The organism is Herbaspirillum hiltneri N3, assembly GCF_001267925.1.
In the GTDB taxonomy this organism is placed as follows: Bacteria; Pseudomonadota; Gammaproteobacteria; order Burkholderiales; family Burkholderiaceae_D; genus Herbaspirillum; species Herbaspirillum hiltneri.
In genome coordinates this window covers 1,651,883-1,675,322 of record NZ_CP011409.1, presented here as the reverse complement: position 1 = coordinate 1,675,322, position 23,440 = coordinate 1,651,883, and the positions used below count along the sequence as shown (strand labels likewise).

The window sequence follows — 23,440 nt, the reverse complement described above, 5'->3', positions numbered from 1 at the left end:
GTCAGCGCTTCTTGAGCAGCGACCCGAGCACGCCGCGAATGATTTCGCGGCCGACCTGCGAACCGATGCTGCGCGCTGCGGATTTGACCATCGCTTCAACGGGAGACTCGCGACGGCTGCTGCTACCCTTGCCGCCGCTGTTGCCGAAGAAGCCGCCGGCGGCGTCCTTGAGCAGGTCGCCGAGGCCGCCTCCGCCGCCGGATGACTCCGGCTCGGCAGGGATCGTGGAAGGCGCGCCGGCCGGCGCATTGCCCGGTTGCTGTGCGGCGCGACCCTTGAGTTTTTCGTATGCGGACTCGCGGTCGACGGCCTTTTCGTAGATGCCGGCCACCACCGATGAGGCGATGAAGGCCTTGCGCTCGTCGTCGGTAATCGGGCCAATCTGCGAACCCGGCATCAGGATGTAGGCGCGCTCGACGATGTTGGGACGGCCCTTCTCGTCGAGAAAGGACACCAGCGCTTCGCCGACGCCCAGTTCGGTGATGGCGGTCTCAGTATTGAGTTGCGGATTGGCGCGGAAAGTCTCGGCGGCGGCCTGCACCGCCTTCTGGTCGCGCGGCGTGTAGGCGCGCAGGGCGTGCTGCACGCGGTTGCCAAGCTGGCCCAGCACGGTGTCGGGAATATCGAGCGGATTTTGCGTGACGAAGAACACGCCGACGCCCTTGGAGCGGATCAGGCGCACCACCTGCTCGATCTTTTGCAGCAGCGGCTTGGGCGCCTCGTCGAACAGCAAATGCGCCTCGTCGAAGAAGAACACCAGCTTGGGCTTGTCGAGGTCGCCGACTTCCGGCAGGTGCTCGAACAGTTCGGACAGCATCCACAGCAGGAAGGTCGAATACAGCCGCGGCGCGTTGAGCAGCTTGTCGGCTGCGAGGATGTTGATCACGCCCTTGCCTTTGGCGTCGGTCTGCATCCAGTCCTCGATGTTGAGCATCGGCTCGCCGAAGAACTTGTCACCGCCCTGCTCCTCGATGCCGATCAGGCCGCGCTGGATGGCGCCGATGCTGGCGGCGGAGATGTTGCCGTATTCGGTCTTGAAGGTGGCGGCGTTGTCGCCGACGTGCTGCAGCATGGCGCGCAGGTCCTTGGTGTCGAGCAGCAACAGGCCGTTGTCGTCGGCGATCTTGAAAACCAGTTGCAGCACGCCTTCCTGGGTGTCGTTCAGATTGAGCATGCGTGCAATCATCAGCGGCCCCATGTCGGAGATCGTCGCGCGCACCGGATGGCCTTTTTCGCCGAAGACGTCCCAGAAGGTCACCGGCAAGGCTTCCCAGGCCGGCTCATCCATGCCGAGCGAGCTCAGGCGTTCCTTGCCCTTGGCCGACAGCACGCCGGCCTTGGACAGGCCGGACAAGTCGCCCTTGACGTCGGCCATGAACACCGGCACGCCGATGTCCGAGAGTGCCTGCGCCACCACTTGCAGGGTCACCGTCTTGCCGGTACCGGTGGCGCCGGTGATGCAGCCGTGGCGATTGACCAGGCTCGGCAGCAGGGCCAGTTCCTGCGTCTGATTTTTGGCGATGAAAAGTGGCTTGATCATGATAGAAAATCAATAAAAGGGAGGGCCGGTGATGGGCTTTGAGGTCGGGCGATATGGTAAAATCCCCGGTCGATTATAACTAGAACCCCCTTCGTCAATCCGCGATATTCGCGCCAGGTTCACGCAAAAACGGCTGAACTTCGTGCCCATCGGACGGAGCGCGTTCCATCAAGGCAGGAAAGATTCATCATGGCTGGACACAGCAAATGGGCCAATATTCAGCATCGTAAAGGCCGTCAGGACGAAAAGCGCGGCAAGATCTGGACGCGCCTCATCAAGGAAATCACCGTGGCGGCCCGCATGGGCGGCGGCGACGTGGACGCCAACCCGCGCCTGCGCCTGGCCGTCGACAAGGCCGCCGACGCCAACATGCCCAAGGACAACGTCACCCGCGCCATCCAGCGCGGCAGCGGCACCCTGGACGGCGTCAACTACGAGGAAGTCCGCTACGAAGGCTACGGCATCAACGGCGCGGCCATCATCGTCGATTGCATGACCGACAACCGCATCCGCACCGTGGCCGATGTGCGCCACGCGTTTTCCAAATACGGCGGCAACATGGGCACCGAAGGTTCGGTGTCGTTCATGTTCAAGCACTGCGGCCAGTTGCTGTACGCGCCGGGCGTGAGCGAAGACGCCGTCATGGAAGCCGCGCTCGAGGCCGGCGCCGATGACGTGCTCACCGACGACGAAGGCGGCATCGAAGTGCTGACGCCGCCGCACGACTTTGCTGCCGTCAAGGCGGCGATGGAAAAGGCCGGCTTCAAGGCCGAGATGGCCGAAATCATCATGAAGCCCGCGACCGAGACCGTCTTCACCGGCGACGACGCCGTCAAGATGCAAAAACTGCTGGATGCTCTGGAAAACCTCGACGACGTGCAAGAGATCTACAGCAACGCCGTTATTGAAAATTAAGCCGACGGCCAACCATTCTTACCTAGTCCCTATCATGAAAATTCTCGTTGTTGGCTCCGGTGGTCGTGAACACGCTCTGGCCTGGAAAATCGCTCAGTCACCGCGCATCCAAACCGTCTACGTTGCCCCTGGCAACGGCGGCACCGCGCTCGACGAACGCCTTGAAAACGTGGCGATCACCGATCTGAACGAACTCGCCGATTTCGTTGAAAAAGAACATGTCGCGCTGACCGTGGTCGGTCCGGAAGTGCCACTGGCCGCCGGCATCGTCAACCTGTTCCGCGCCCGCGGCCTGAAGATCTTCGGCCCCACGAAAGAAGCCGCGCAGCTGGAAAGCTCGAAGGACTTCTCCAAGTCCTTCATGAAGCGCCACGCGATCCCGACCGCCGAATACCAGACCTTCTCCGACGTCAAGGCGGCCCACGACTACATCGACCAAAAGGGCGCACCGATCGTCATCAAGGCCGACGGCCTGGCCGCCGGCAAGGGCGTGGTGGTTGCGCTGACGCTGGAAGAAGCGCACGGCGCGGTCGACATGATGCTGTCCGACAACAAGCTCGGCGACGCCGGCGCGCGCGTCGTGATCGAAGAATTCCTGGCCGGCGAGGAAGCCAGCTTCATCGTCATGGTGGACGGCAAGAACATCCTGCCGCTGGCGACCAGCCAGGACCACAAGCGCCTGCAAGACAACGACCAGGGCCCGAACACCGGCGGCATGGGCGCTTATTCCCCTGCCCCGATCGTAACGCCGGCGCTGCACGCCCGCGTGATGCGCGAAATCATCGTGCCGACCGTGCAAGGCATGGCCAAGGACGGCATTCCGTTCTCCGGCTTCCTGTACGCCGGCCTGATGATCGACGACAAGGGCAATCCGAAGACGCTGGAATTCAACTGCCGCATGGGCGATCCCGAGACGCAGCCGATCATGGCGCGCCTCAAGACCGACCTGCTGGCCGTAATGGAACACGCCGTGGCCGGCACGCTCGACACCATCGAACTGGAATGGGATCGCCGCACCGCGCTGGGCGTGGTGATGGCTGCAGCCGGTTATCCCGATGCTCCGCGCAAGGGCGACCTGATCACCGACATTCCTGCGGAAACCGATGATTGCGTCACCTTCCATGCAGGCACCGTATTGACCGGCAACAAGCTGACCACGGCCGGCGGCCGCGTGCTCTGCGTGGTCGGCCTGGGCGACAGCGTCAAGGTCGCGCAGAAACAGGCATACGCCGCAGTCGACCTGATCCATTTCGAAGGCGCGCAACTGCGCCGCGATATCGGCTGGCGCGCGCTGAAGCGCTGATCACGGCGTCCGGCATCGCAAAGACCTCGCAAACCTTCGGTTTTGCGAGGTTTTTTGCTTTGGGGCCGCCGCTTTTCCAGAAAATGACTGGCAACCTGCAACGAAAATGGCCTGCCATCGCCTAAGAAGCTGTTTACATCGTCTTTAACCAAGGAAATTGCATGCAACAACACCTGCTCAACCTCGATACCCTGATCAATCTCTATCTGGTGCCGTTCGGCCTCAAGGTCCTGGCGGCGCTGGTCATCTGGTTCGTCGGCGGCATGCTGATCGGCACCTTCGCCAAGGTCGTGCGGCGCGTGCTGACCGTGCGCCAGCTCGAGCCGACGCTGGTGAATTACGCCATTTCGGCGATCCACGTGGTGTTGCGCGTGCTGCTGGTGATGGGCATCCTCGAAGTCTGCGGCGTGCCGACCACCTCGTTCGCGGCCATGATCGGCGCGGTCGGCGTGGCGCTGGGCGTGGCCTGGTCGGGCCTGCTGTCGAATTTCGCGGCCGGCATCTTCCTGGTGGTGCTGCGTCCGTTCAAGGTCGGCGACTACATCACGGCGGCGGCCCAGACCGGTACCGTCACCGACATCGGCCTGGTCACCACGACCATGCTCACCGACAACAACCTGCGCGTGATTATCGGCAACAACAAATTGTTTTCCGACATCATCACCAATTACAACGTCCATCCGACCCGCCGGATCGACCTGCGTTGCCAGATTGCCTACGGCGTGGATCCGGCCGATGCCATTGCGCGCCTGAGCGCAAAAGTGGCGCAAATCCAGAATGTACTGGTCGACCCGGCCCCGGCCGTGGTGATCCAGGAATTCAACGCCACCGGCACCCTGCTGGCGGTGCGCCTGTTTGCGCCGACGCCGAACTTCGGCCAGGTCTACAACGACACCAACCGCGCCATCGCGCAAACCTGCGCCGAAGCCGGCTGGCCGGCGCCGGCCACGTATCAGGTCAGCGTCGCCAATCCACAGCAGCCCGAGCCGGCGACCCCGGTGCCGCCAAGCGCGACGTAAATCCGCCAAAAGCCGTCCCGGGAGCCTTTCAAAAGGCCCCGGGCTATCCGCCGGCGGCCCTGTCGGGGTACAATCGCGGGGGTAATTTTTCCTGCGTGCACCAAAGAGCGCCTTTGCGGCTGCCCCCACGCTTCCTAGCGACGACACCCCCGTGACAGCAACCGCCACCGCATCAACCATTAAAGCCTATCTGCAAGACCTCCAGCAACGCATCGTCGCGGCGCTGGAAGGGATTGACGGCAAACCCTTCCTCACCGATTCCTGGGAACGCCCCGAAGGCGGCGGCGGGACTTCGCGCATCATCGAGGAAGGCAATGTATTCGAACGCGGCGGCGTCGGTTTCTCGCACGTGATGGGCAGGAACCTGCCGCCATCGGCCGCCGCCAACCGTCCGGAAATCGCCGGCCGCGAATGGGAAGCCATGGGCGTGTCGCTGGTGCTGCATCCGCGCAATCCTTACGCGCCGACGGTGCACATGAATGTGCGCTTCTTCGTCGCCAAGGCGGACGGCCAGGAGCCGGTCTGGTGGTTCGGTGGCGGCATGGATCTGACGCCTTATTACGGTTTCGAAGAAGACGCCGTGCATTTCCACCGCAGCTGCCGCGATACGCTGGCGCCGTTCGGCGACGAGCTGCATCCGCGCTTCAAGACATGGTGCGACGAGTATTTTTACCTGAAGCACCGCAAGGAAGCGCGCGGCGTGGGCGGGATTTTCTTCGATGATTTCAATGCGCTGCCGCTGGACGACAGTTTTGCGCTGATGCGCAGCGTCGGCGACGGCTTTATCGGCGCTTACCTGCCGATCCTGGAGCGGCGCAAGGACATGCCTTACGGCGAACGCGAACGCGATTTCCAGGCGTATCGGCGCGGACGCTATGTCGAGTTCAACCTGGTGTTCGACCGCGGCACGCTGTTCGGCCTGCAATCGGGCGGGCGCACCGAGTCGATCCTGATGTCGATGCCGCCGGTGGTGAAGTGGCGCTACAACTGGCAACCGCAAGACGGTAGCCCGGAAGCGCGCCTGTACACCGATTTCCTGCCGCACAAGGAATGGATCTAGTGGCGGCCAAGCCTGGGGCGCCGGGGTTGCCGGGGTCGCCCATCCCGGCCAAGCGCTGCATCGCCATTCTGGGAGGCAGCTTCGATCCTGTGCACAACGGCCATGTCGCGCTGGGCGATCATTTCGTCGAGCTGCTGCAGCCGGACGAATTGCGCGTGATTCCGGCCGGCAACCCGTGGCAAAAGCACGGATTGCAAGCGACACCGGCGCAACGCGTGGAAATGGTCGAACTGGCGTTCAGCCATGAACACGTGCCTGTGGTGATTGACCAACAGGAAATCCGCCGCGCGACGGCAACCTACACCATCGATACCTTGCAGGCCTTGCGCGCCGAGCTCGGTCCCGAGGTCTCCATCGTCTTCCTGATGGGCGCGGACCAATTGCAGCATCTGGACACCTGGCAAGGCTGGCAACAGCTGTTCGACTATGCCCACCTGTGCGCGGCTTCGCGTCCGGGTTTCGGCATCGACGCTGCGCAGGTCCCCGATATTATCATGCAGGAATTTACACGCCGTGCCGGCACTGAAAAGGAAATACGTACCACCTCGCACGGCAAAGCCTATCTGGCATCCAGTCTCGACGTCGACATTTCGTCGACCGAGATCCGTTCCTTGCTGCAACGCGGCGAAAGACCGGAGTCGCTGATCCCGGCGAGGGTGCTAGACTATATCGAACAACATCATCTCTATCAAAACTAATGGATATCAAAAAACTGCAAACCGCCGTCGTCGACGCGCTGGAAGACGTCAAAGCTCAGGACATCAAGATCTATGACACCACTCACCTGACCAGCCTGTTCGACCGCGTGGCGATCGCCTCCGGGACTTCGAACCGCCAGACCAAGGCGCTCGCCGCTTCGGTGCGCGACAAAGTCAAGGCCAAGGGCGGCAACGTCGTCAGCGTCGAAGGTGAAGACACCGGTGAATGGGTGCTGGTCGATCTGGGCGACATGATCGTCCACATCATGCAGCCGGCCATCCGCGCCTACTACCGCCTGGAAGAAATCTGGGGCGACAAGGAAGTGAAGATGGGCGCAGCCAAGCGCGTCGCCTCCAGCGCCGCCGCCAAGAAAGCCGCCGAAGACGAAAAGCCGGCCAAGATCCGCCGCACCCGCGAGCAAGCCGTGGCGGTCGAAGCCAGCCAGGCGCTCGACGACGACGAAACACCGAAGAAGCCGGCACGCAAGCCGCGCACCGCTTCGGTCGCCTCCGACGCCAAGCCGGCGCCGAAGACCACGCGTGCACCACGCGCTTCGACCACGCTCAGCGCGTCCAAGAACAAGGCTGCAGCCGGCACCGGTACCGCCGTCAAGCGCAAGGCGCCGGCCAAGAAAGCAGTCGGCACTACCGTCAAGGTCGCCATGCCGAAAAGCGCCGTGGCGTCGAAGAAAGCGGCCGCCGCCAAGCGTCCGGCACGTCCAAAAGCCAAGGCCTGACCCCGGTAGTGTGAGCCATGCAGCTCATCATTACCGCCGTCGGTCACAAAATGCCGGGCTGGATCGAATCGGGATTTAACGAATACGCCAAGAGGATGCCGGCCGAGTGCCGCGTCCTGTTGAAAGAAATCAAACCGATCGAACGCTCCGGCAGCAGGACCGCAGAAACCGTGATGTCGCAGGAACGCAGCAAGATCGAAGCGGCGCTGCCGAAAGGCGCGCGCATCGTGGGGCTGGACGAGCACGGCAAGGATATTACTTCGATGCAGTTGTCGCAGCTGCTGACGCAATGGCAGCAGGATGGCCGCGACGTCGCCTTCGTGATCGGCGGCGCCGACGGCCTTGATCCCGGCCTCAAGGCCAGCGCCGACATGCTGGTGCGCATCTCCAGTCTGACGCTGCCGCACGGCATGGTGCGCGTGCTGCTGGCCGAACAGTTGTACCGCGCCTGGTCGATTACGCAGAATCATCCGTATCACCGCGTATAACACGTAGGGCAGGCATAGCACGCGCAGCCCGTGCAGCGATAAAGCAAAGCAAGCACACCGGCAACAATGCCGGTGTACAGATAAATACTGAGAAGTGTTGCTTCATGAAACTTGCTGACAAAAAAATCTACCTCGCCTCCAAGAGTCCCCGCCGGCGCGAACTGCTGCGCCAGATCGGCATCGATTTCGAATTGCTGCTCAACGACAAGGAAGTCGACGAGCAAGTCCTGCCGAATGAAAAGCCGGCCGACTACGTTGCCCGCGTCACCCGCGACAAACTGCTCAGCGCGCGCCAGACCATGCTCTACCGGCAATTGCCGATGCGCCCCATCCTCTCGGCCGACACCACCGTAGTAGTGGACGACCTGATCCTCGGCAAACCGGCCGACATCAGGGAGGCCGTCGACATGATCACGCGCCTGTCCGGCCGCACGCACCAGGTGCTGACCAGCGTTGCGGTGGCCTTCCAGGAACAGATGTGGCAAATCACGCAGTACTCGGACGTCGCCTTCGAAGCCCTGACCGACGACATGATCCGCGCCTATTGCTCGACCCAAGAGCCGTTCGACAAGGCCGGCGGTTACGGCATCCAGGGCCTGGCATCGATTTTCATCAAGGACATCGCCGGCAGCCATTCCGGCATCATGGGCCTGCCGCTGTTCGAGACCGCGCAACTGCTGCAGAAGACCGGCATGCGCATCTTGCCGCAAGCCACATTGTGAGCGGCGCCGGCCGGCTTCCCTGCCTGTCCGCGCCAGCCCTTTCCAGCATTCACCATTTTTAAGGTCATCGGACCATGAACGAAGACATCCTGATCAACATCACGCCGCAGGAGACGCGCGTCGCGCTGATCCTGCAAGGCGCGGTGCAAGAGCTGCACATCGAGCGCACCCTGTCGCGCGGCCTGGCCGGCAACGTCTATCTCGGCAAAGTCGTGCGCGTGCTGCCCGGCATGCAATCGGCCTTCATCGACATCGGCCTGGAACGCGCCGCCTTCCTGCACGTGGCCGACATCTGGGAAGCCAAGCCGCATGACGGCCCTAGCAACCAGAGCGTGCCGCACATTCCCATCGAAAAGCTGCTGTTCGACGGCCAGACCATCACCGTGCAGGTGATCAAGGATCCGATCGGCACCAAGGGCGCGCGCCTGTCGACGCAGATATCCATCGCCGGCCGCATGCTGGTGTATCTGCCGCAGGACAAGCATATCGGCATTTCGCAGCGCATCGAGAACGAAGCCGAACGCGAACAGCTGCGCAGCAAGGTGCAGAGCCTGCTGCCGCCGGAAGAAAAAGGCGGCTTCATCATCCGTACCATGGCCGAAGATGCGTCCGACGCCGACTTGCAGATGGATGTCGAGTACCTGCGCAAGACCTGGGCCAGCATCATCGCCCAGACCAAGACCAAACCCGCGCCGACGCTGATGTACCAGGATCTGAGCCTGGCCCAGCGCGTGCTGCGCGACTTCGTCAGCGACGACACCTCGAACATCCAGGTCGACTCGCGCGAGAACTTCCAGATGCTGCAGGAGTTCGGCTCGCTCTATACGCCGTCGGTGCTGCCCAAGCTGATGCACTATCGCGGCGAACGGCCGCTGTTCGACCTGTACGGCGTGGAAGAAGAAATCGAACGCGCACTCGGCCGCCGCGTCGATCTCAAGTCGGGCGGTTACCTGATCGTCGACCAGACCGAAGCGATGACCACCATCGACGTCAACACCGGCAGCTTCGTCAACGGCCGCAACTTCGACGACACCATCTTCAAGACGAACCTGGAAGCCGCACACGCCATCGCGCGCCAGCTGCGCCTGCGCAATCTGGGCGGCATCATCATCCTCGACTTCATCGACATGGAAAACCCCGAGCACCGCAGCGCCGTGCTCTCGGAACTGAACAAGGCCCTGCAGCGCGACCGCACCAAGATTTCGGTATCTGGTTTCTCGGCGCTGGGCCTGGTGGAAATGACGCGGAAGCGCACCCGCGAGTCGCTCGCGCACATCCTGTGCGAAACCTGCCCTGCCTGCAAGGGCAAGGGCCAGGTCAAGACCTCGCGTACGGTCTGCTACGAAATCCTGCGCGAAGTGCTGCGCGAGGCGAAGCAATTCAACCCGCGCGAATTCCGCATCCTGGCGGCGCAGGTGGTGGTCGACATGTTCCTCGAAGAAGAGTCGCAACATCTCGCCATGCTCGGCGACTTCATCAAGAAGCCGATCTCATTGCAGGTGCAGACGGATTACCAGCAGGAACAGTACGACATCATTCTGATGTAGATTTTCAGATCGCATCGATATTGTGTCAGTGGTGTCAGTTGTGTCAGCCGCGCAGCAGGCTACGAACTGCGCGTTATCGTGCGAAATCAAAGAGCGTCGTTTCGCAAATGCCTGAGCAGTCGCATGGCTGCCGGGGACTGTGGCAGCTGGTCGTTCCAGAGGATCTTGAATTTCCGCAAACACCATTTGTCGGTGAGCCGGACGACGCTGTAACGGGTTGCGTCCACACCTTTGAGCGCAAGCTCCGGAATGACGGCAATGCCCAATCCTTCCGACACCATGTTGCGTATGGCGTCGAAGCTGGTGACGAGTACCGAGAGATGGATTTTTCGCTTGAGCGCCCGGGCCGCCATCTGTGACATGGTGTGAATGGAGGCGCCGCTCTGCATCATGATGTGTTTTTCGTCGAGCGTATCCTCAAACCGGATGCGCTTGCGCGATGCGAACTTGTGATCGCGCGGCACGATCAGCACCAGTGGATCGGTGACGTAGATTGCTTCGGACACGCCTGCCACGCTATCGGTCGGTGCGCATATCCCCAGGTCCGCCTCTCCCGCCTTCACGGCGTGCGGAATGGCATCACTCAGTTTTTCCACCAGTTCGATGCTCACATCCGGGTATTCGGCCATGAAGGCATGAAGCTGGGCCGGAAGGTAATAGCACAGTGCGGTCATGTTGACCCAGATGCGGACGTTGCCTTTGATCCCGGAGCGATGCTCGCTGATGTCGCAGTCTATCTGGCGCAGCTGGCCGAGTATGCTTTTGGCGTGCTGGTAAATGGAAAGGCCGGCTGCGGTCGGCTCCACGCCTCTGCTGCGGCGGCGCAGCAGCGGTACGCCGGCCTCCTCCTCCAGATCGGAAAGCCGGCGACTGATGGCAGAAGTGACGATGTGGCCTGGTTCGGAGGCAGCGGAAATACTGCCGTGCTCCACCACCAGCACAAACAACTTCAATGTATCCAGATCGAAACGCATAGAGGGGCCTGACTGATTTTCCGGTTTGCGATAGCTCCCCTAGCGAATGATCACGGCTGGATCATGCCCGTCCTGTTAACCTGCACGGTCAAAACAGGAGACTGCAGGCATGCCGGACAGCAAAACACTATTCGAGAAACTTTGGGAGCGCCATGTCGTCGCAGACTACAAGTCGTCTGTGCTGCTCTATATCGACAAACATCTGGTCAATGAAGTCACCAGTCCGCAGGCATTCGACGGCATTCGTGCTGCCGGCAGGAAACTATGGCGGGCAAGCTCCGTCGTCGCGACCGCCGATCATAACATTCCCACCCTGAACCGGCGGCAGGGCATGCACGATCGTGCGGCGCAGGAACAATTGCAGGCCCTGGAAGAAAACTGCAGCCAGTTCGATCTGACCTACTTCTCGCTCAACGATCCCCGCCAGGGAATTCTGCACGTGGTCGCGCCCGAACTGGGCGATACGCTGCCCGGCACCACGATTGCCTGCGGAGACTCTCATACCACCACGCACGGGGCCTTTGCGGCGCTTGCATTTGGCGTCGGCACCTCGGATATCGAGCAGGTCCTGGCAACCCAGACACTCACCGTACCCAAGCTGAAATCCTTGCGCGTCGACATCGAGGGAACGCTTCCGGCCGGGGTCTACGCCAAGGACGTCGCGCTTGGATTCATCCGCGAATTCGGCACGGACTGCGCCGTCGGCCACGTGCTGGAATTTGCCGGAAGCGTGGTTTCCGGTCTGAGCATGGAAGCGCGGATGACACTCTGCAACATGGCCACGGAAGCCGGCGCCAGGGCCGGGCTGATCGCGGTGGACGACACCACCATCAATTATCTTCAAGGACGTCCGTTGGCGCCCACCGGCGAACAATGGACCGCCGCCGTCGCCTACTGGAAGACCCTGCGATCCGATCCCGGCGCGCGCTACGACAAGGTGCTCCGCTTCAATGTCGATACCTTGACTCCGCAAGTCACTTGGGGCACCACTCCGGCCATGTCCGTCGGCATCAATGAATCGATTCCATCGCTCGCAAGCTTCTCCGATCCGGCTGCGCGCAAGGCTGCCGAGAACGCGTTGAAGTACATGGGGCTGACCGGCGGCACGCCGATCCGGTCCCTGCGGCTGGACAAGATCTTCATCGGCTCCTGCACCAATTCGCGCATCGAGGATTTGCGCGTGGCGGCCGGGATTGTGGAAGGAAAAAAAGTGGCCGCCAATATCCGCCAGGCCCTGATCGTTCCCGGCTCCGGCCTGGTGAAGAAGCAGGCGGAAAGCGAAGGCTTGGACAAGATTTTCATCAACGCCGGATTTGAGTGGCGGGATGCCGGCTGCTCCATGTGCCTGGGGATGAACAATGACCGTCTTTCCGACGGTGAGCGTTGCGCCTCGACCTCCAACCGGAACTTCGAGGGACGGCAAGGCCATGGCGGCCGCAGTCATCTGGTGAGCCCGGCGCTGGCCGCCGCGAGTGCAATCGCAGGCCATTTCTGCTTGCCGGGAGAATACTGATGACACCCTTTGTCCGACTCACCTCCCATCTGGTGCCGATCGAGCGCGAGAATGTCGATACCGATGCGATCCTGCCAAAACAGTACATGGCGATGATCACGCGCCAGGGCTACGGTGCCTACCTGTTCGACAGTTGGCGCTACCGGGAAGCCGGCGCACCCGGCCAGGACAATTCCCATCGCACGCCCTATCCCGACTTCCCTTTGAACATGCCGGTGTACGAAGGCGCACAGATCTTGCTGGGCGGAAAAAATTTCGGATGCGGATCCAGCCGCGAGCACGCGGTCTGGGCGATTCAGCAATATGGCATCCGCGCCCTGATCGCCAGCAGCTTTGCCGACATCTTTTATGGAAATTGCATTCGTAACGGCGTGCTTCCCATCTCTCTTCCCGCAGAGACCGTGGATGCACTGTTCGACCTGGTCAGGCAGCATGGCCGGGTGGAAACGACCATCGACCTGGAGGCCCAGCAGGTGCGCGTCGCCAGTCAACACGCTGAAATCACCTGCTCCTTCGAGATCGAGGCGCGGCACAAATCTTCACTCTTGCTCGGGCTGGATGAAATCGGACGAATTCTGGCGGAAAACCGGACGGCACTTGAGAAACTGGAGGCACGACGGTTCGTTGAAGAGAGTTGGCTAAAGTAAAAATATTCGTTAAATAAGATGAGGAGCAGACAATGCCTGAAGCGATAAACGCCGTATCACCCGCGTCCAGAAAATGGAACGCACGATTGACCCCGAAACACTGGAAGACATTGAAAGGAGCATTTCTCGGCTGGATCTTCGACGGCTATGAAGCGCTGGCCCTGATCGTCGTCTTGTCACCGCTGCTCAATTCCCTGCTGACGACAAGCCAGGCCGCCTCCAAGCCATTCTATGCCGGGCTGGTAATCGGCATCACGCTGCTCGGATGGGGAATCGGCGGCCTGGTGGGCGGCGTGCTGGCCGACTACATCGGCCGCAAGACCGTCATGATGTGGTCCGTCTTCCTGTATGCGCTTTTTACCGGACTGACTGCGTTTTCCGACACCATCGTCACGCTGTGTGTCCTGCGTTTCATCACAGGCCTGGCCATGGGTAGCGAATGGAGCACCGGCATTGCGCTGGTGGCCGAAACATGGCCTCCGGAAGCCAAGGCAAAAGGTGCGGGCTTCCTGCAATCCGGCTTTGGCTGGGGCACACTCGCCGCCGCCTTCATCTGGTACGTCCTGCAATTGATCGGCCCCATCGGCATCGACAGCTGGCGCGTGATGTTCGTGGTCGGCGCGCTGCCGGCTTTCTTTGTTCTCTATATTCGCAAGGATGTCGACGAATCGGAAGAATGGATCACCGCGCTCAAGAGCCAGGAATGGGGCGCCACCGAACAATCCACCGAGAAGGGCGGCAAGCGTCCGTTCACCCTGAAGCAGGTTTTCACCGAGCGCGAAGCGGTCCGCCGCATTCTGCTGACTTCCTTGTTGTCAGTGGTGAGTATTGCCGGCTGGTGGGCGGTGTCGAGCTGGCTGACTGAATACACGCGCATTCTCAGCGCAGCGCAAGGAGGTCAGTTCCATTGGGATTCCTATGTCTCGCTGCTCTACACCACCGGCGCAATCGTGGCTTACATGGCGTCGGGCTTCATCGCAGACAGCATTGGCCGGCGCTGGTTTCTCTTCCTGACCTTTGCGGGATCGCTGGCAACCACGTTTCTCATCTACAGCTATGCCTCGACACCGATGGAAATCCTGATTTTTTCGCCGGTCAATGGTTTCTTCACGCTGGGTTGTGCGTTCGCGTGGCTGGCGATTTATCCATCCGAATTGTTCAACACTTCAGTGAGATCAACTGCCGTCAGCTTTGTTTTCAACTCGGCGCGATTGCTGGCTTGCCTCTTCCCCATCGCCGCCGGTGCAATGATCAAAGCCTTTGGCGGCATCGCTCCTACGGCCCTGGCGTTCGGGTCCATCTATGTGATCGGCCTGATCGTCCCCTGGTTCTTGCCTGAGACGGTCGAGCGCAGCAACTAGAAGGGCGGCTTTCCCGGCCTCATCCCGCGAATTGGAATTGATTCCTTCGCGGGATTTTTTTTGGGCTGCCGCCAACGTCCGGCTTGCTTCGCGCGCTCGGAGGATCTGGCCCGGATCAGCTGCTGAATGGCCGATAACAGCGCATGGCGGCGGTTGTTCCTGCGTGCGTTCTTGCCCATAATCAGTCTCGCTGCGCAGATCCGTGACCTGCGCGCCTCCACCTTGATTACGTATTGACAGCTCAGAGCATGAAACCAAGCCTCACCGTTGACTCCCCTCTTCCCGATATCCTGGCCGCGGGTCTCGACGTCATTTTCTGCGGCATCAATCCCGGCATGCGCGCAGCGGCGAGCGGTCATCATTTCATGGGCAGGAGCAATCGTTTCTGGAAGACCGTGCATCTCTCGGGCTTCACGCCTGAACTCATCGATCCGCTCGATGACCGCAACATTCTCGGCCATCGCTGCGGCCTGACGACCGTGGTTGAACGTCCGACTGCACGCGCCGACGAGGTGCTGCGCGATGAGTTCATTCGTTCCGCCGCAACGCTGTGCCAGAAGGTAGAACTGCTCAGGCCGAGGTGCCTGGCCTTCCTCGGCAAACCGGCCTATCAGGCCATCACGGGGAAACCGAAAGTCGAATGGGGCAAACAGCCGGAGGCATTCGGCGGCGCCATGGTGTGGCTCTTGCCGAACCCCAGCGGACTGAATCGCGGATTCAGCCAGGACATGCTGGTGCAGGCTTATCGGGAGTTGCGCGAGGCGCTCGCAGAGAACGTTCCGATCATGTCCGGAGAAAGTCGTTCAGCCCTTGCCGAAGCGGCGCTTGATCGGTGACGCGCTCGACACCACCATCATCAGGCGCGCGGTCTTGGCGCCTATGTTGCGGCCCATGTGGGGTTTCTCGCAATTGAAATGCAGGCAATCGCCGCGCTCCAGAATCAGCACATCGTCGCCGATGTGGAATTCCAGTTTGCCGTCGAGCATGTACAGCACTTCTTCGCCTTCATGCGAAACCAGCGTCGGCTGCTTTTCCTGGTTGGCGGGGAACTCCAGTTCGAACGCCGCCAGCTGCTGCCCGGGCAGATCGCCGCACGAGCGGTGGAAGGTGTACCCGGCCGCCGACAGCGGCGCTTCGTCGTTGCGCGCCTTGGCCTTGGACAGGACATAATCGGGAGGCGGCGGCGCTGCTTCTGCGGACGTCTGGAACAGATCCTGCAGCGACAAGCCGAGGTACTTCGATATCGAAATCAGGTTCGCGATCGAGGCGCTGGCTTCGCCGCGCTCCAGCTTCGACAGGAAGCCCGTAGACAGCGCGGTCTCGTCGCTCAGGACTTGCAGGGTGATGTTCTTCGCGCGCCGGCATTCGCGGATGCGGCTGCCGATTTGTATCGCCACTAATTCTGGATTATCCATGCGTTGTTCTTGGTGAGGGACGAAGGCCTGTGCCTGTTTCCGGCATTGTACCTGTCCTCGTGCGCAGCAAAGACAAACGGCCGCATGCGTCCATGCGACCGTTTTTGCAGCAGACGGCTGATGCAAAAATGACCGTACTCAGATGTCAGTTCGCTCCAGCGCAATATCGACACGTTTGGCCATGTTGAAACGCTTGTCGTAGATCGGCCGCCCGCCCGTCGTCGGTCCCGGATACTGCACGATCAGGATCACGCCGCCGAGTTCGGTATGCAGCTCTTCTTCGCAATGCGGGTCGCCGTGGCACAGCATGGTGCCGGGCGTGCACACCCTGCCGCCGATGGTGAACTCGCCTTCGAGGATGTACCAGACCTGGGCAAAATCATGGCGATGCCACGGATGATGCGCACCCGGCGCCAACCGCAGCAGGCCGGCGTTGGGAGCGGTTGGATTTTCTTCGCTCGGATGAAACAGCATCTTGCCGGTTTCACCGGGCCAGCGGATGGTCTCCCACTCCATCTCGTCGACGTGGCGCACTCGTGGGGGCGGATCTTTTTGCTCGGATTTCTTTGCAACTTCAGACATCGTCATCTCCTTGATTGATGATGGATTATTTCTTCACCAGCGGGCAGTCGCTCTGCGCCAGCGGCTTGAAGATCTTGTCACCGGGGATGGTGGACAACACCTTGTAGTAGTCCCACGGTACTTTCGATTCGGAGGGCTTCTTGACCTCGACCAGGAACATGTCGTGCACCATCTGGCCGTCTTCACGCAGGCGGCCGTTCTGCGCGAACATGTCGTCGACCGGCAGCTCGCGCATCTTCTTCATGACCTCGGCGGCGTTGTCGGTATTGGCCGCCTTGACCGCCTTGAGGTAGTGCAGCACGGAGGAATAAACGCCGGCCTGGGTCATGGTCGGCATGGCCTTGCGGCGCTGATAGAACCGTTTGGCCCACTCGCGCGTGCGCTCGTTGCGATCCCAGTAGAACGCCGTGATGAATCGCAAACCCTGCGCCGCCTTCAGCCCCATGCCGTGGATGTCGGTCAGGAACACCGCCGGCGCCGCCAGCGCCTGGTTGGCCGTCACGCCGAATTCGCCGGCCTGCTTGATCGCAGTCGTCATGTCGGCGCCGGCGCTGGCCAGGCCGATGATCTTGGCTTTGGAGGCTTGCGCCTGCAGCAGGAAGGAACTCATGTCGGAGGCGTTGAGCGGATGGCGCGCCTCGCCGGCCACGGTGCCGCCGGCGGCCTTGATCGCCGCTTTCATGTCAGCGGCGAAAGCATGGCCGAAGGCATAGTCGACCGTCAGCAGGAACCAGGTGTTGTAGCCCTGCTCGGTCAATACCTTGGCCAGGCCGTAGCCGTTGGTGTAGCTGTTGTAGACCCATTGCACCGAAGTCGCGGTGCACGACTTGCCGGTGAAGTCGGACGACGCCGCGGCGATCATGGCGATCTTGCCGCGCTCCGCGGCCAGCCCCTGCACCGCGAACGCCACCGACGAATTCGAGAAATCGGCAATCATGTCGACGCCGTCCTTGTCGAACCAGGCGCGTGCAATCACCGCGCCGACATCGGCCTTGTTCTGGTGGTTGCCGGACACCAGCTCGATCTTTTTGCCGGCGACCGTGCCGCCCATTTCCTCGATGGCCATCTTGGCCGCCTCAACCGACCCCAATCCGGCCAGGTCGGCATACAAACCCGACTGGTCGTTAAGAATGCCGATCTTCACCACGTCGCCGGAGAAAACACCGGGAGCAGCCTGTGCGCCGCCGAAAGCGCACGCCAGCAGCGCCGCCAGTCCGGTGCGTTTCAATCCGGTCGTCCAGCCGCGTGCTTGCCCTGATTGCCGCCGCCTGGCCACCGTTTTCATCTGTGTATCCATGTCTTTCGTCTCCTGTTTTATTGTCTTGCCTGCCTTGTCTCGTGTTTACTATAGTGCAAATATTTTATTCATACAATGAACAATTTAATTTTTCTTTTGCACAAAAACATCACGTTGCAAGAACAAAAACAAGCAGCGCCGGACGTGCCGGAGCGCAACCGCACGCCGGTACGGCACGGGAAATCCGAGGAGAAATCCGAGAGGGAAGCGCGAGGAGGAAGGAAAGGAGAGAGGGAAAAGCGCGCTGAAACTCAGCGCTCCATGAGAGCGTTGATGCCGTTCTTGATTTCTTCGAGCAGGGTATACGCCAGCCGCGACGGCGGCCGCGCCTTCGGGAAAATCGCCCAGACGTTGACCATGATCTGCGGCCGGAACGGCACGATGACCACCGCCGGATCATTGCGCAGCGTGCTCGCGGAAAACCAGTCCACCACAGTCACGCCGACGCCGGCGCGCACCAGCAGGCAGGCGGTTTCCGAATAGCGTACTTCAACCGCCGCGCGGTGCGGCACGCCGGCATGGCTGAACGCGGCGCGCACCATCGGACTGAGGCGCGCGGAGCTTTCCAGGGCAATCAGCGGATGCGCGCGCAGGTCTTCCGGCGAGATCGTCGTCCTGCCCGCCAGTGCGTGGCCGGCAGGCAGCACGCAGACCATTTCGATGTCGGTCATCAACACCATCTTCAGACTGTCGCTGAGCTCAGGTTCGAGCGCGATCGCCAGTCCGAAATCGGCGGCCTGGGCGTCGACGCTCTCGATCACCTTGTGTGAATCGATGACGTCGCACAAGACTTTGACCTTGGGCCGCTCGGCCAGGAAACGCTGGATCGCGCCGGGCAACACGGTGTGGCCGAGCTGCGGCGTGGCCGTCACGCGGATGCGGCCAACGCGGTTTTCCTTGAGGTCTTCAGCGACGTCGTCGAGCTTGCGCGAAAACAGGAACATGGCGTCGGACTCGGTCAGCAGCACCTTGGCTTCTTCGCGCGCGACCAGGCGGTTGCCGACGCGGTTGAACAGTTCGAAGCCTAGCTCTTCTTCCAGCTGGCGGACGGCATTGCTGACCGCCGGCTGCGAAATACCCAGGCTGCGCGCGGCGCCGACGGTGCTCTGGCTGCTCATGACGGCGCGAAAGATGCTCAACAGGCGCAAATTCATAATAACCAAACCTAATAGAAAGTGAATAAATATTAATAGTTGACTATTATATCCACGCCCCTAAAATTGGTCCCGGGTTAATCACAAGTTGATCCGGAAACACCGCAGCTGCTCCGCTTTGCCCGCCGGCGATGGCCATCGCCGACACGTTGTCAATGTCGTCAAATGTCATCCATCGTCACCATCGCCAATCCAAAGGGGAGCGCCATGAATCCGGCAACCGCAAACGAAGACAGCCACCACGATGCTGTCCTGATGAAGAAACTGATGTGGAAGATCATTCCCTTCCTCATGCTGCTGTACTTCATCGCCTTTCTCGACCGCGTCAACATTTCCTTCGCCTCGCTGCAGATGAACGCCGATCTCGGCCTGTCGAGCATCGCTTACGGCTTCGGCGCCAGCATGTTCTTCATCGGCTATTTTTTCTTTGAAGTGCCGAGCAACCTGATTCTCGCCAAAGTCGGCGCACGCGTCTGGATCGCCCGCATCATGATCACCTGGGGCATCGTCTCGCTCTGCATGGCCTTCGTCAGCGGCGAGAAGAGCTTCTACGTGCTGCGCTTCCTGTTGGGCGCTTCGGAAGCCGGCTTCTTCCCGGGCATCATGGTGTACATCGGCCGTTGGTTCCCGACCAGCTACCGCGCCCGCGTCACCGGCATCTTCATGGTGGCGATCCCGCTGTCGGGCCTGATCGGCAGCCCGATCTCGGGCGTCATCCTCGACGGCATGAACGGCGTGGCCGGACTGCGCGGCTGGCAATGGATGTTCATCATCGAAGCCATCCCCGCCCTGCTGCTGGGCCTGGCCTGTCTGCGCATGCTTGCTGACGGCCCGTCCGAAGTGAGCTGGCTCAGCGCCGGCGAAAAACAGCGTCTGGAACTGATCATGACCCGTGAACGCCAGGCGCTGGACGCCGGAGGCCATTACAAGCTGTCGGCCGCGTTCACCAATCCGGCGGTGTTGCTGCTGGCCGGTACGCTGTTCTGCATCGTGTTCGGCACCACCGGCATCGCCTTCTTCCTGCCGCAGATTATCAAGAGCTTCGGCTATACCGATTCCGTGGTCGGCTACCTGAGCGCCGTGCCTTACCTGTTCGGCGCGCTGGCGATGGTGTTCTGGGGTCGCCACTCGGACGCCAAGCGTGAACGCGTGTGGCATCTGATCGGCTCGTTCGCGCTGGCCGCAGTCGGCTTCCTGGTGCTGTCGCGCATGCTGGACGTGCATGCGGCGGCGATGTGCGGCCTGATCATTGCGGCCATGGGCGTGTACGCCTCCAACGTGGTGTTGTGGAGCCTGCCGACCTCTCTGCTGACCGGAGCCACCGCCGCCGCCGCCGTGGCCTTCATCAATTCACTGGCCAACCTGTCCGGCGTGATCGCGCCAAGCCTCCTGGGCTGGAGCCGCCAGACCACCGGCAGTTTTGCCGCCACCGGCTATATCTTCTTCGGCTTCATGGCGTGCGGCATCGTGCTCATGCTGCTGTTCCGCACCACCACGCTGTACCGTTCGAGCCGCATCTCGGGCGCGGCGGCTAATACCGATACTGATACTGCACAGACTGACGATGGGAAATTGCATGCACAAACAACTGGCCGCTGAACCGATCAGCGCGGAACGCTTCGCCGCCTTCGGCGAACTGCTGGAAAACAAGACCGACCTGCGCCGCCAGGACTTCAGCCTGCAATTCGCCGGCGACAACCGGCCGCAACTGTGGGTCAATCGCCTGCCGCAGGTGGCCGATCCGGTGGTGCTGGTGGACGTCATGGAGAGCCACCCGCATTCGGCGCAGACCTTCGTGCCGATGCAGTCAGGCCGCTGCCTCGTGGTCGTGGCGCCCGGCGGCGCCGACGGCCGGCCCGACCTCGGCGCCTTGCGCGCCTTCCTGACGCAGGGCGGCCAAGGCGTGAGCTACCGGCCCAACGTGTGGCACTATACTTTTACCTCGGTCGACGGCCCCAATGAGGTGGTCGTGATGATGGGGCACACCGGCCGCGGCGACGATACCGTGATTGCGCACCTGGAACAACCGGTGGCGGTCACCGTCGCCGTCTCCGGACAAGGAGGACATCATGTCTGACGCCGCTTCCGATCCGCATTCCCATCTTGCGCGCGACTTCGTCGGCTACGGCGAACAGCCCCCGCATGCACGCTGGCCCGGCAACGCCAGGCTGGCGCTGAACATCGTCGTCAATTACGAAGAAGGTTCGGAGATGTCCTTCGACGACGGCGACGGCGTCACCGAGTCCGGTCTCATCGAGGGCGGATCGGGCGGTTTCGAAGGCCGCGACCTGGCAGCCGAATCGATGTACGAATACGGCAGCCGTGTCGGCATCTGGCGAGTGCTGCGCCTGCTGCAGGCGCGCGCCATGCCGGCCACCGTGTTCGCCACGGCGCTGGCGCTGGAACGCAATCCGGCCGTGGCGCGCGCCATCCGCACCGCCGGTTATGACGTCTGCAGCCACGGTCGCCGCTGGGTACGCGCCCAGCAATTCACGGCCGAACAGGAAGCCGAAGAAATCCGCGCGGCCTACGACTCCATCACGCGCAGCATCGGCACGCCGCCGCTGGGCTGGTATTGCCGCTATGCGCCGACGCTCAATACGCGCCGGCTGCTGGCCGAGCACGGCGGTTTTTTGTACGACGCCGACGCCTATAACGACGAGTTGCCGTACTGGGTGCGCGTGCAGGAGCGGGATCACCTCGTGATCCCCTACAGCCTGGCCAACAATGACGGCAAATTCAGCCGCGGCTCGATGACTACCGCCAACGACTTCTTCGAGTTCTTGCGCGACAGCTTCGACATGCTTTATGAGGAAGGCGCGACCGCGCCCAAGATGATGTCGGTCGGCCTGCATCTGCGCCTGATCGGCCACCCGGGCCGGGCCGTCGGTCTGGCGCGCTTCCTGGACCACGTCGCTGCGCACCGGGACGTCTGGGTCTGCCGCCGCGCCGACATCGCTGCGCACTGGAAAGCCGTCCATCCGCCACGGCCATGAGCTGGTCCCGGCCATTGTGGAATTGCAGCGCGTCGGACCTGCACGCACGCGTGCTGGCAGGCGCCTGCAGCGTCGAGCAGATCGTCGCCGCCACGCTTGAACACATCTCCCGGCGCGAACCGGATGTCCGCGCGTGGAGCTGGCTCGACGCCGATGGCGCACTGGCCGCAGCACGCCGGCAGGATCGCGACGGCGCACACGGCCCCTTGTCCGGCGTGGTGGTCGGCCTCAAGGACATCATCGACACCGCCGACATGCCGACCGCTTACGGTGCGGCGCTCTACCGCGACCACCGCCCGCTTCGCGACGCCGCGCTGGTGACGCGCCTGCGCCGGGCCGGCGCCATCATCCTCGGCAAGACCGTCACCACCGAATTCGCCTATGCCGCGCCCGGTCCGACACGCAACCCGCATGACGCGGCGCATACGCCGGGAGGATCGTCGAGCGGCTCGGCGGCAGCTGTTGCGGCCGGCATGGCCGGCCTCGCCATCAGCTCACAGACTGGCGGCTCCACCATCCGGCCGGCGGCGTTTTGCGGTGTGATCGGATTCAAACCCACCCTTGGACTCGTCGACAGCAGCGGCATGAAAGCGCTGGCGCCTTCCAGCGACACGGTGGGATGGCATGCACGCAGCGTCGCCGACATCGCGCTGGCGTTTGCCGTGCTGGCCGATGGCCCGGCGCCTGCGCGCGTGGGCTCGCCAATCCGCATCGCCTGGTTTCCCGGACCGCATGCCGCCGAGGCATCGTCCGCTGCCGCCGCCGCGCTGGAGCAAGTGCGCCGTACGCTACAGAAACACGGCATGCAATTCGCCGCGCCGGACATCGAAGCAGCTGACGTGGCAAGACTGGGCGAATGCAATAGCCTGATCATGGCGGTCGAAGCCGCGCACTCGCTGGAGCCTGAATACCACCGGTACTGCGAACGGCTGGCCGCCCCCACGCAACGCCTGATCGAAACCGGCCGGGCAGTGCCCGTGGAACGCTACCGTAAAGCCTTGGAATTCGTTGAACAATGCCGCGCCGGTTTCGACGCCGCCATGACAAACGGCGGTTTCGACGCCTTGCTGAGTTTCAGCGCACCAGGCATCGCGCCGGCGGTCGCAGACGGCACTGGCAACTCGCTCTTCAATCGTCCCTGGAGCATGCTGGGCGCACCCTGCCTGGGCCTGCCTTGCGGTTTTTCCGCAGGCTTGCCGCTGGGTGTGCAACTGGTGGCTCGTCGCGGCGCCGACCTGGCGCTGCTGGAATTGGGCGGCGAGGTCGAACGCTTGCTGCAGCAAGATCTGCACATCCCTGCCTGAAACGGCATTCCGAGGCAAATACTTGCTTCTGTAGCAACACCATCCCTCTCCCGTTTTACATGCCCGCGCCGGTCAATTCAGCCTGCCGTTGCATTACAATGTGCGGTTTCTCCGATTTGCGGTCGGACCGCATCCGCCAAGGCGAACTCAAGCCCGTCGGAGACCGTT

At 62.0% G+C, this 23,440-nt stretch carries 23 protein-coding genes; 17 read left to right on the top strand and 6 right to left on the bottom strand.

Translation table 11 applies throughout. The features are described 5' to 3' along the window. Position 1 precedes the first annotated feature (1 nt). A complete protein-coding gene (locus F506_RS07505) occupies positions 2 to 1,540 on the bottom strand; it encodes a helicase HerA-like C-terminal domain-containing protein (protein ID WP_053196262.1) in 1,539 nt (512 codons plus the stop codon). Positions 1,541 to 1,729: 189 nt separating this feature from the next. Here F506_RS07505 and F506_RS07500 point away from each other — a divergent pair, with 189 nt between their 5' ends. The 9 genes from F506_RS07500 to rng all read left to right on the top strand — a co-directional run bounded on the left by F506_RS07500 (position 1,730) and on the right by rng (position 10,029). Beyond that, complete coding sequence (locus tag F506_RS07500) at positions 1,730 to 2,455, top strand: YebC/PmpR family DNA-binding transcriptional regulator (RefSeq protein ID WP_053196259.1); 726 nt, start codon at positions 1,730 to 1,732, stop codon at positions 2,453 to 2,455. Between the two features lie 34 nt (positions 2,456 to 2,489). Further along, positions 2,490 to 3,758, top strand: coding sequence for a phosphoribosylamine--glycine ligase (gene purD / locus F506_RS07495; protein ID WP_053196257.1), 1,269 nt, complete (start codon positions 2,490 to 2,492; stop codon positions 3,756 to 3,758). Positions 3,759 to 3,919: 161 nt separating this feature from the next. Beyond that, entirely contained in the window at positions 3,920 to 4,777 is an 858-nt protein-coding gene (locus F506_RS07490) for a mechanosensitive ion channel family protein (protein WP_053196255.1), read from the top strand. 151 nt (positions 4,778 to 4,928) lie between these two features. Next, positions 4,929 to 5,837, top strand: coding sequence for an oxygen-dependent coproporphyrinogen oxidase (gene hemF / locus F506_RS07485; protein WP_053196254.1), 909 nt, complete (start codon positions 4,929 to 4,931; stop codon positions 5,835 to 5,837). After that, positions 5,828 to 6,535: a nicotinate-nucleotide adenylyltransferase gene (locus F506_RS07480; protein WP_053196252.1), complete on the top strand. Its 708-nt coding sequence runs from the start codon at positions 5,828 to 5,830 to the stop codon at positions 6,533 to 6,535. Before hemF ends, F506_RS07480 begins: the two co-directional genes overlap by 10 nt. Further along, positions 6,535 to 7,272, top strand: a complete 738-nt coding sequence (rsfS, locus tag F506_RS07475; protein ID WP_053196250.1) for a ribosome silencing factor — start codon at positions 6,535 to 6,537, stop codon at positions 7,270 to 7,272. Before F506_RS07480 ends, rsfS begins: the two co-directional genes overlap by 1 nt. A 17-nt stretch (positions 7,273 to 7,289) precedes the next feature. After that, a complete protein-coding gene (gene rlmH, locus F506_RS07470) occupies positions 7,290 to 7,760 on the top strand; it encodes a 23S rRNA (pseudouridine(1915)-N(3))-methyltransferase RlmH (protein ID WP_053196248.1) in 471 nt (156 codons plus the stop codon). Positions 7,761 to 7,864: 104 nt separating this feature from the next. Further along, positions 7,865 to 8,482 carry a Maf family protein gene (locus F506_RS07465; RefSeq protein WP_053196246.1) on the top strand — a complete coding sequence of 206 codons (618 nt, stop codon included), beginning with the start codon at positions 7,865 to 7,867 and terminating at the stop codon, positions 8,480 to 8,482. A 74-nt stretch (positions 8,483 to 8,556) separates the two neighbouring features. Beyond that, a complete protein-coding gene (gene rng, locus F506_RS07460; protein WP_053196245.1) occupies positions 8,557 to 10,029 on the top strand; it encodes a ribonuclease G in 1,473 nt (490 codons plus the stop codon). 86 nt (positions 10,030 to 10,115) lie between these two features. On the opposite strand, the gene F506_RS07455 is transcribed toward rng, so the two are convergent. Further along, positions 10,116 to 11,003, bottom strand: a complete 888-nt coding sequence (locus F506_RS07455; RefSeq protein ID WP_053196243.1) for a LysR family transcriptional regulator — start codon at positions 11,001 to 11,003, stop codon at positions 10,116 to 10,118. A gap of 109 nt (positions 11,004 to 11,112) precedes the next feature. Between F506_RS07455 and leuC the strand changes: the two genes are divergently transcribed. From leuC to mug, 4 genes are all read left to right on the top strand, one after another. Further along, on the top strand, positions 11,113 to 12,516 hold the full coding sequence (gene leuC, locus F506_RS07450) for a 3-isopropylmalate dehydratase large subunit (protein WP_053196242.1): 1,404 nt from the start codon (positions 11,113 to 11,115) through the stop codon (positions 12,514 to 12,516). Next, a complete protein-coding gene (gene leuD, locus F506_RS07445) occupies positions 12,516 to 13,163 on the top strand; it encodes a 3-isopropylmalate dehydratase small subunit (protein ID WP_053196240.1) in 648 nt (215 codons plus the stop codon). The genes leuC and leuD overlap by 1 nt, the downstream gene beginning before the upstream one ends. Positions 13,164 to 13,273: 110 nt before the next feature. Continuing rightward, positions 13,274 to 14,524, top strand: a complete 1,251-nt coding sequence (locus tag F506_RS07440) for an MFS transporter (RefSeq protein WP_235471422.1) — start codon at positions 13,274 to 13,276, stop codon at positions 14,522 to 14,524. Between the two features lie 248 nt (positions 14,525 to 14,772). Beyond that, positions 14,773 to 15,360: a G/U mismatch-specific DNA glycosylase gene (mug, locus tag F506_RS07435; RefSeq protein WP_053196234.1), complete on the top strand. Its 588-nt coding sequence runs from the start codon at positions 14,773 to 14,775 to the stop codon at positions 15,358 to 15,360. Here mug and F506_RS07430 read toward each other — a convergent pair. The 4 genes from F506_RS07430 to F506_RS07415 form a co-directional block, all read right to left on the bottom strand. After that, positions 15,328 to 15,939, bottom strand: a complete 612-nt coding sequence (locus tag F506_RS07430; protein WP_053196232.1) for a helix-turn-helix domain-containing protein — start codon at positions 15,937 to 15,939, stop codon at positions 15,328 to 15,330. The two genes, mug and F506_RS07430, sit on opposite strands and share 33 nt — an antisense overlap. A gap of 138 nt (positions 15,940 to 16,077) precedes the next feature. After that, complete coding sequence (locus tag F506_RS07425; RefSeq protein WP_162490553.1) at positions 16,078 to 16,521, bottom strand: cupin domain-containing protein; 444 nt, start codon at positions 16,519 to 16,521, stop codon at positions 16,078 to 16,080. Positions 16,522 to 16,546: 25 nt separating this feature from the next. Then, positions 16,547 to 17,818 (bottom strand): ABC transporter substrate-binding protein, encoded by a 1,272-nt coding sequence (locus F506_RS07420; protein ID WP_235471421.1) that lies wholly within the window; start codon positions 17,816 to 17,818, stop codon positions 16,547 to 16,549. Positions 17,819 to 18,069: 251 nt separating this feature from the next. Beyond that, the gene (locus F506_RS07415; protein WP_235471420.1) at positions 18,070 to 18,957 is read right to left on the bottom strand and encodes a LysR family transcriptional regulator; all 888 of its coding nucleotides are present in this window, start codon (positions 18,955 to 18,957) and stop codon (positions 18,070 to 18,072) included. A 180-nt stretch (positions 18,958 to 19,137) separates the two neighbouring features. Here F506_RS07415 and F506_RS07410 point away from each other — a divergent pair, with 180 nt between their 5' ends. The 4 genes from F506_RS07410 to F506_RS07395 are packed head-to-tail and all read left to right on the top strand — an operon-like array spanning position 19,138 to position 23,272. Further along, positions 19,138 to 20,571 carry an MFS transporter gene (locus tag F506_RS07410; RefSeq protein WP_053196226.1) on the top strand — a complete coding sequence of 478 codons (1,434 nt, stop codon included), beginning with the start codon at positions 19,138 to 19,140 and terminating at the stop codon, positions 20,569 to 20,571. After that, entirely contained in the window at positions 20,549 to 21,049 is a 501-nt protein-coding gene (locus F506_RS07405) for an ureidoglycolate lyase (protein ID WP_053196224.1), read from the top strand. Before F506_RS07410 ends, F506_RS07405 begins: the two co-directional genes overlap by 23 nt. Continuing rightward, on the top strand, positions 21,042 to 21,968 hold the full coding sequence (locus F506_RS07400) for an allantoinase PuuE (RefSeq protein WP_053196223.1): 927 nt from the start codon (positions 21,042 to 21,044) through the stop codon (positions 21,966 to 21,968). Before F506_RS07405 ends, F506_RS07400 begins: the two co-directional genes overlap by 8 nt. Then, entirely contained in the window at positions 21,965 to 23,272 is a 1,308-nt protein-coding gene (locus F506_RS07395) for an amidase (RefSeq protein WP_053196220.1), read from the top strand. Before F506_RS07400 ends, F506_RS07395 begins: the two co-directional genes overlap by 4 nt. Positions 23,273 to 23,440 lie beyond the last annotated feature (168 nt).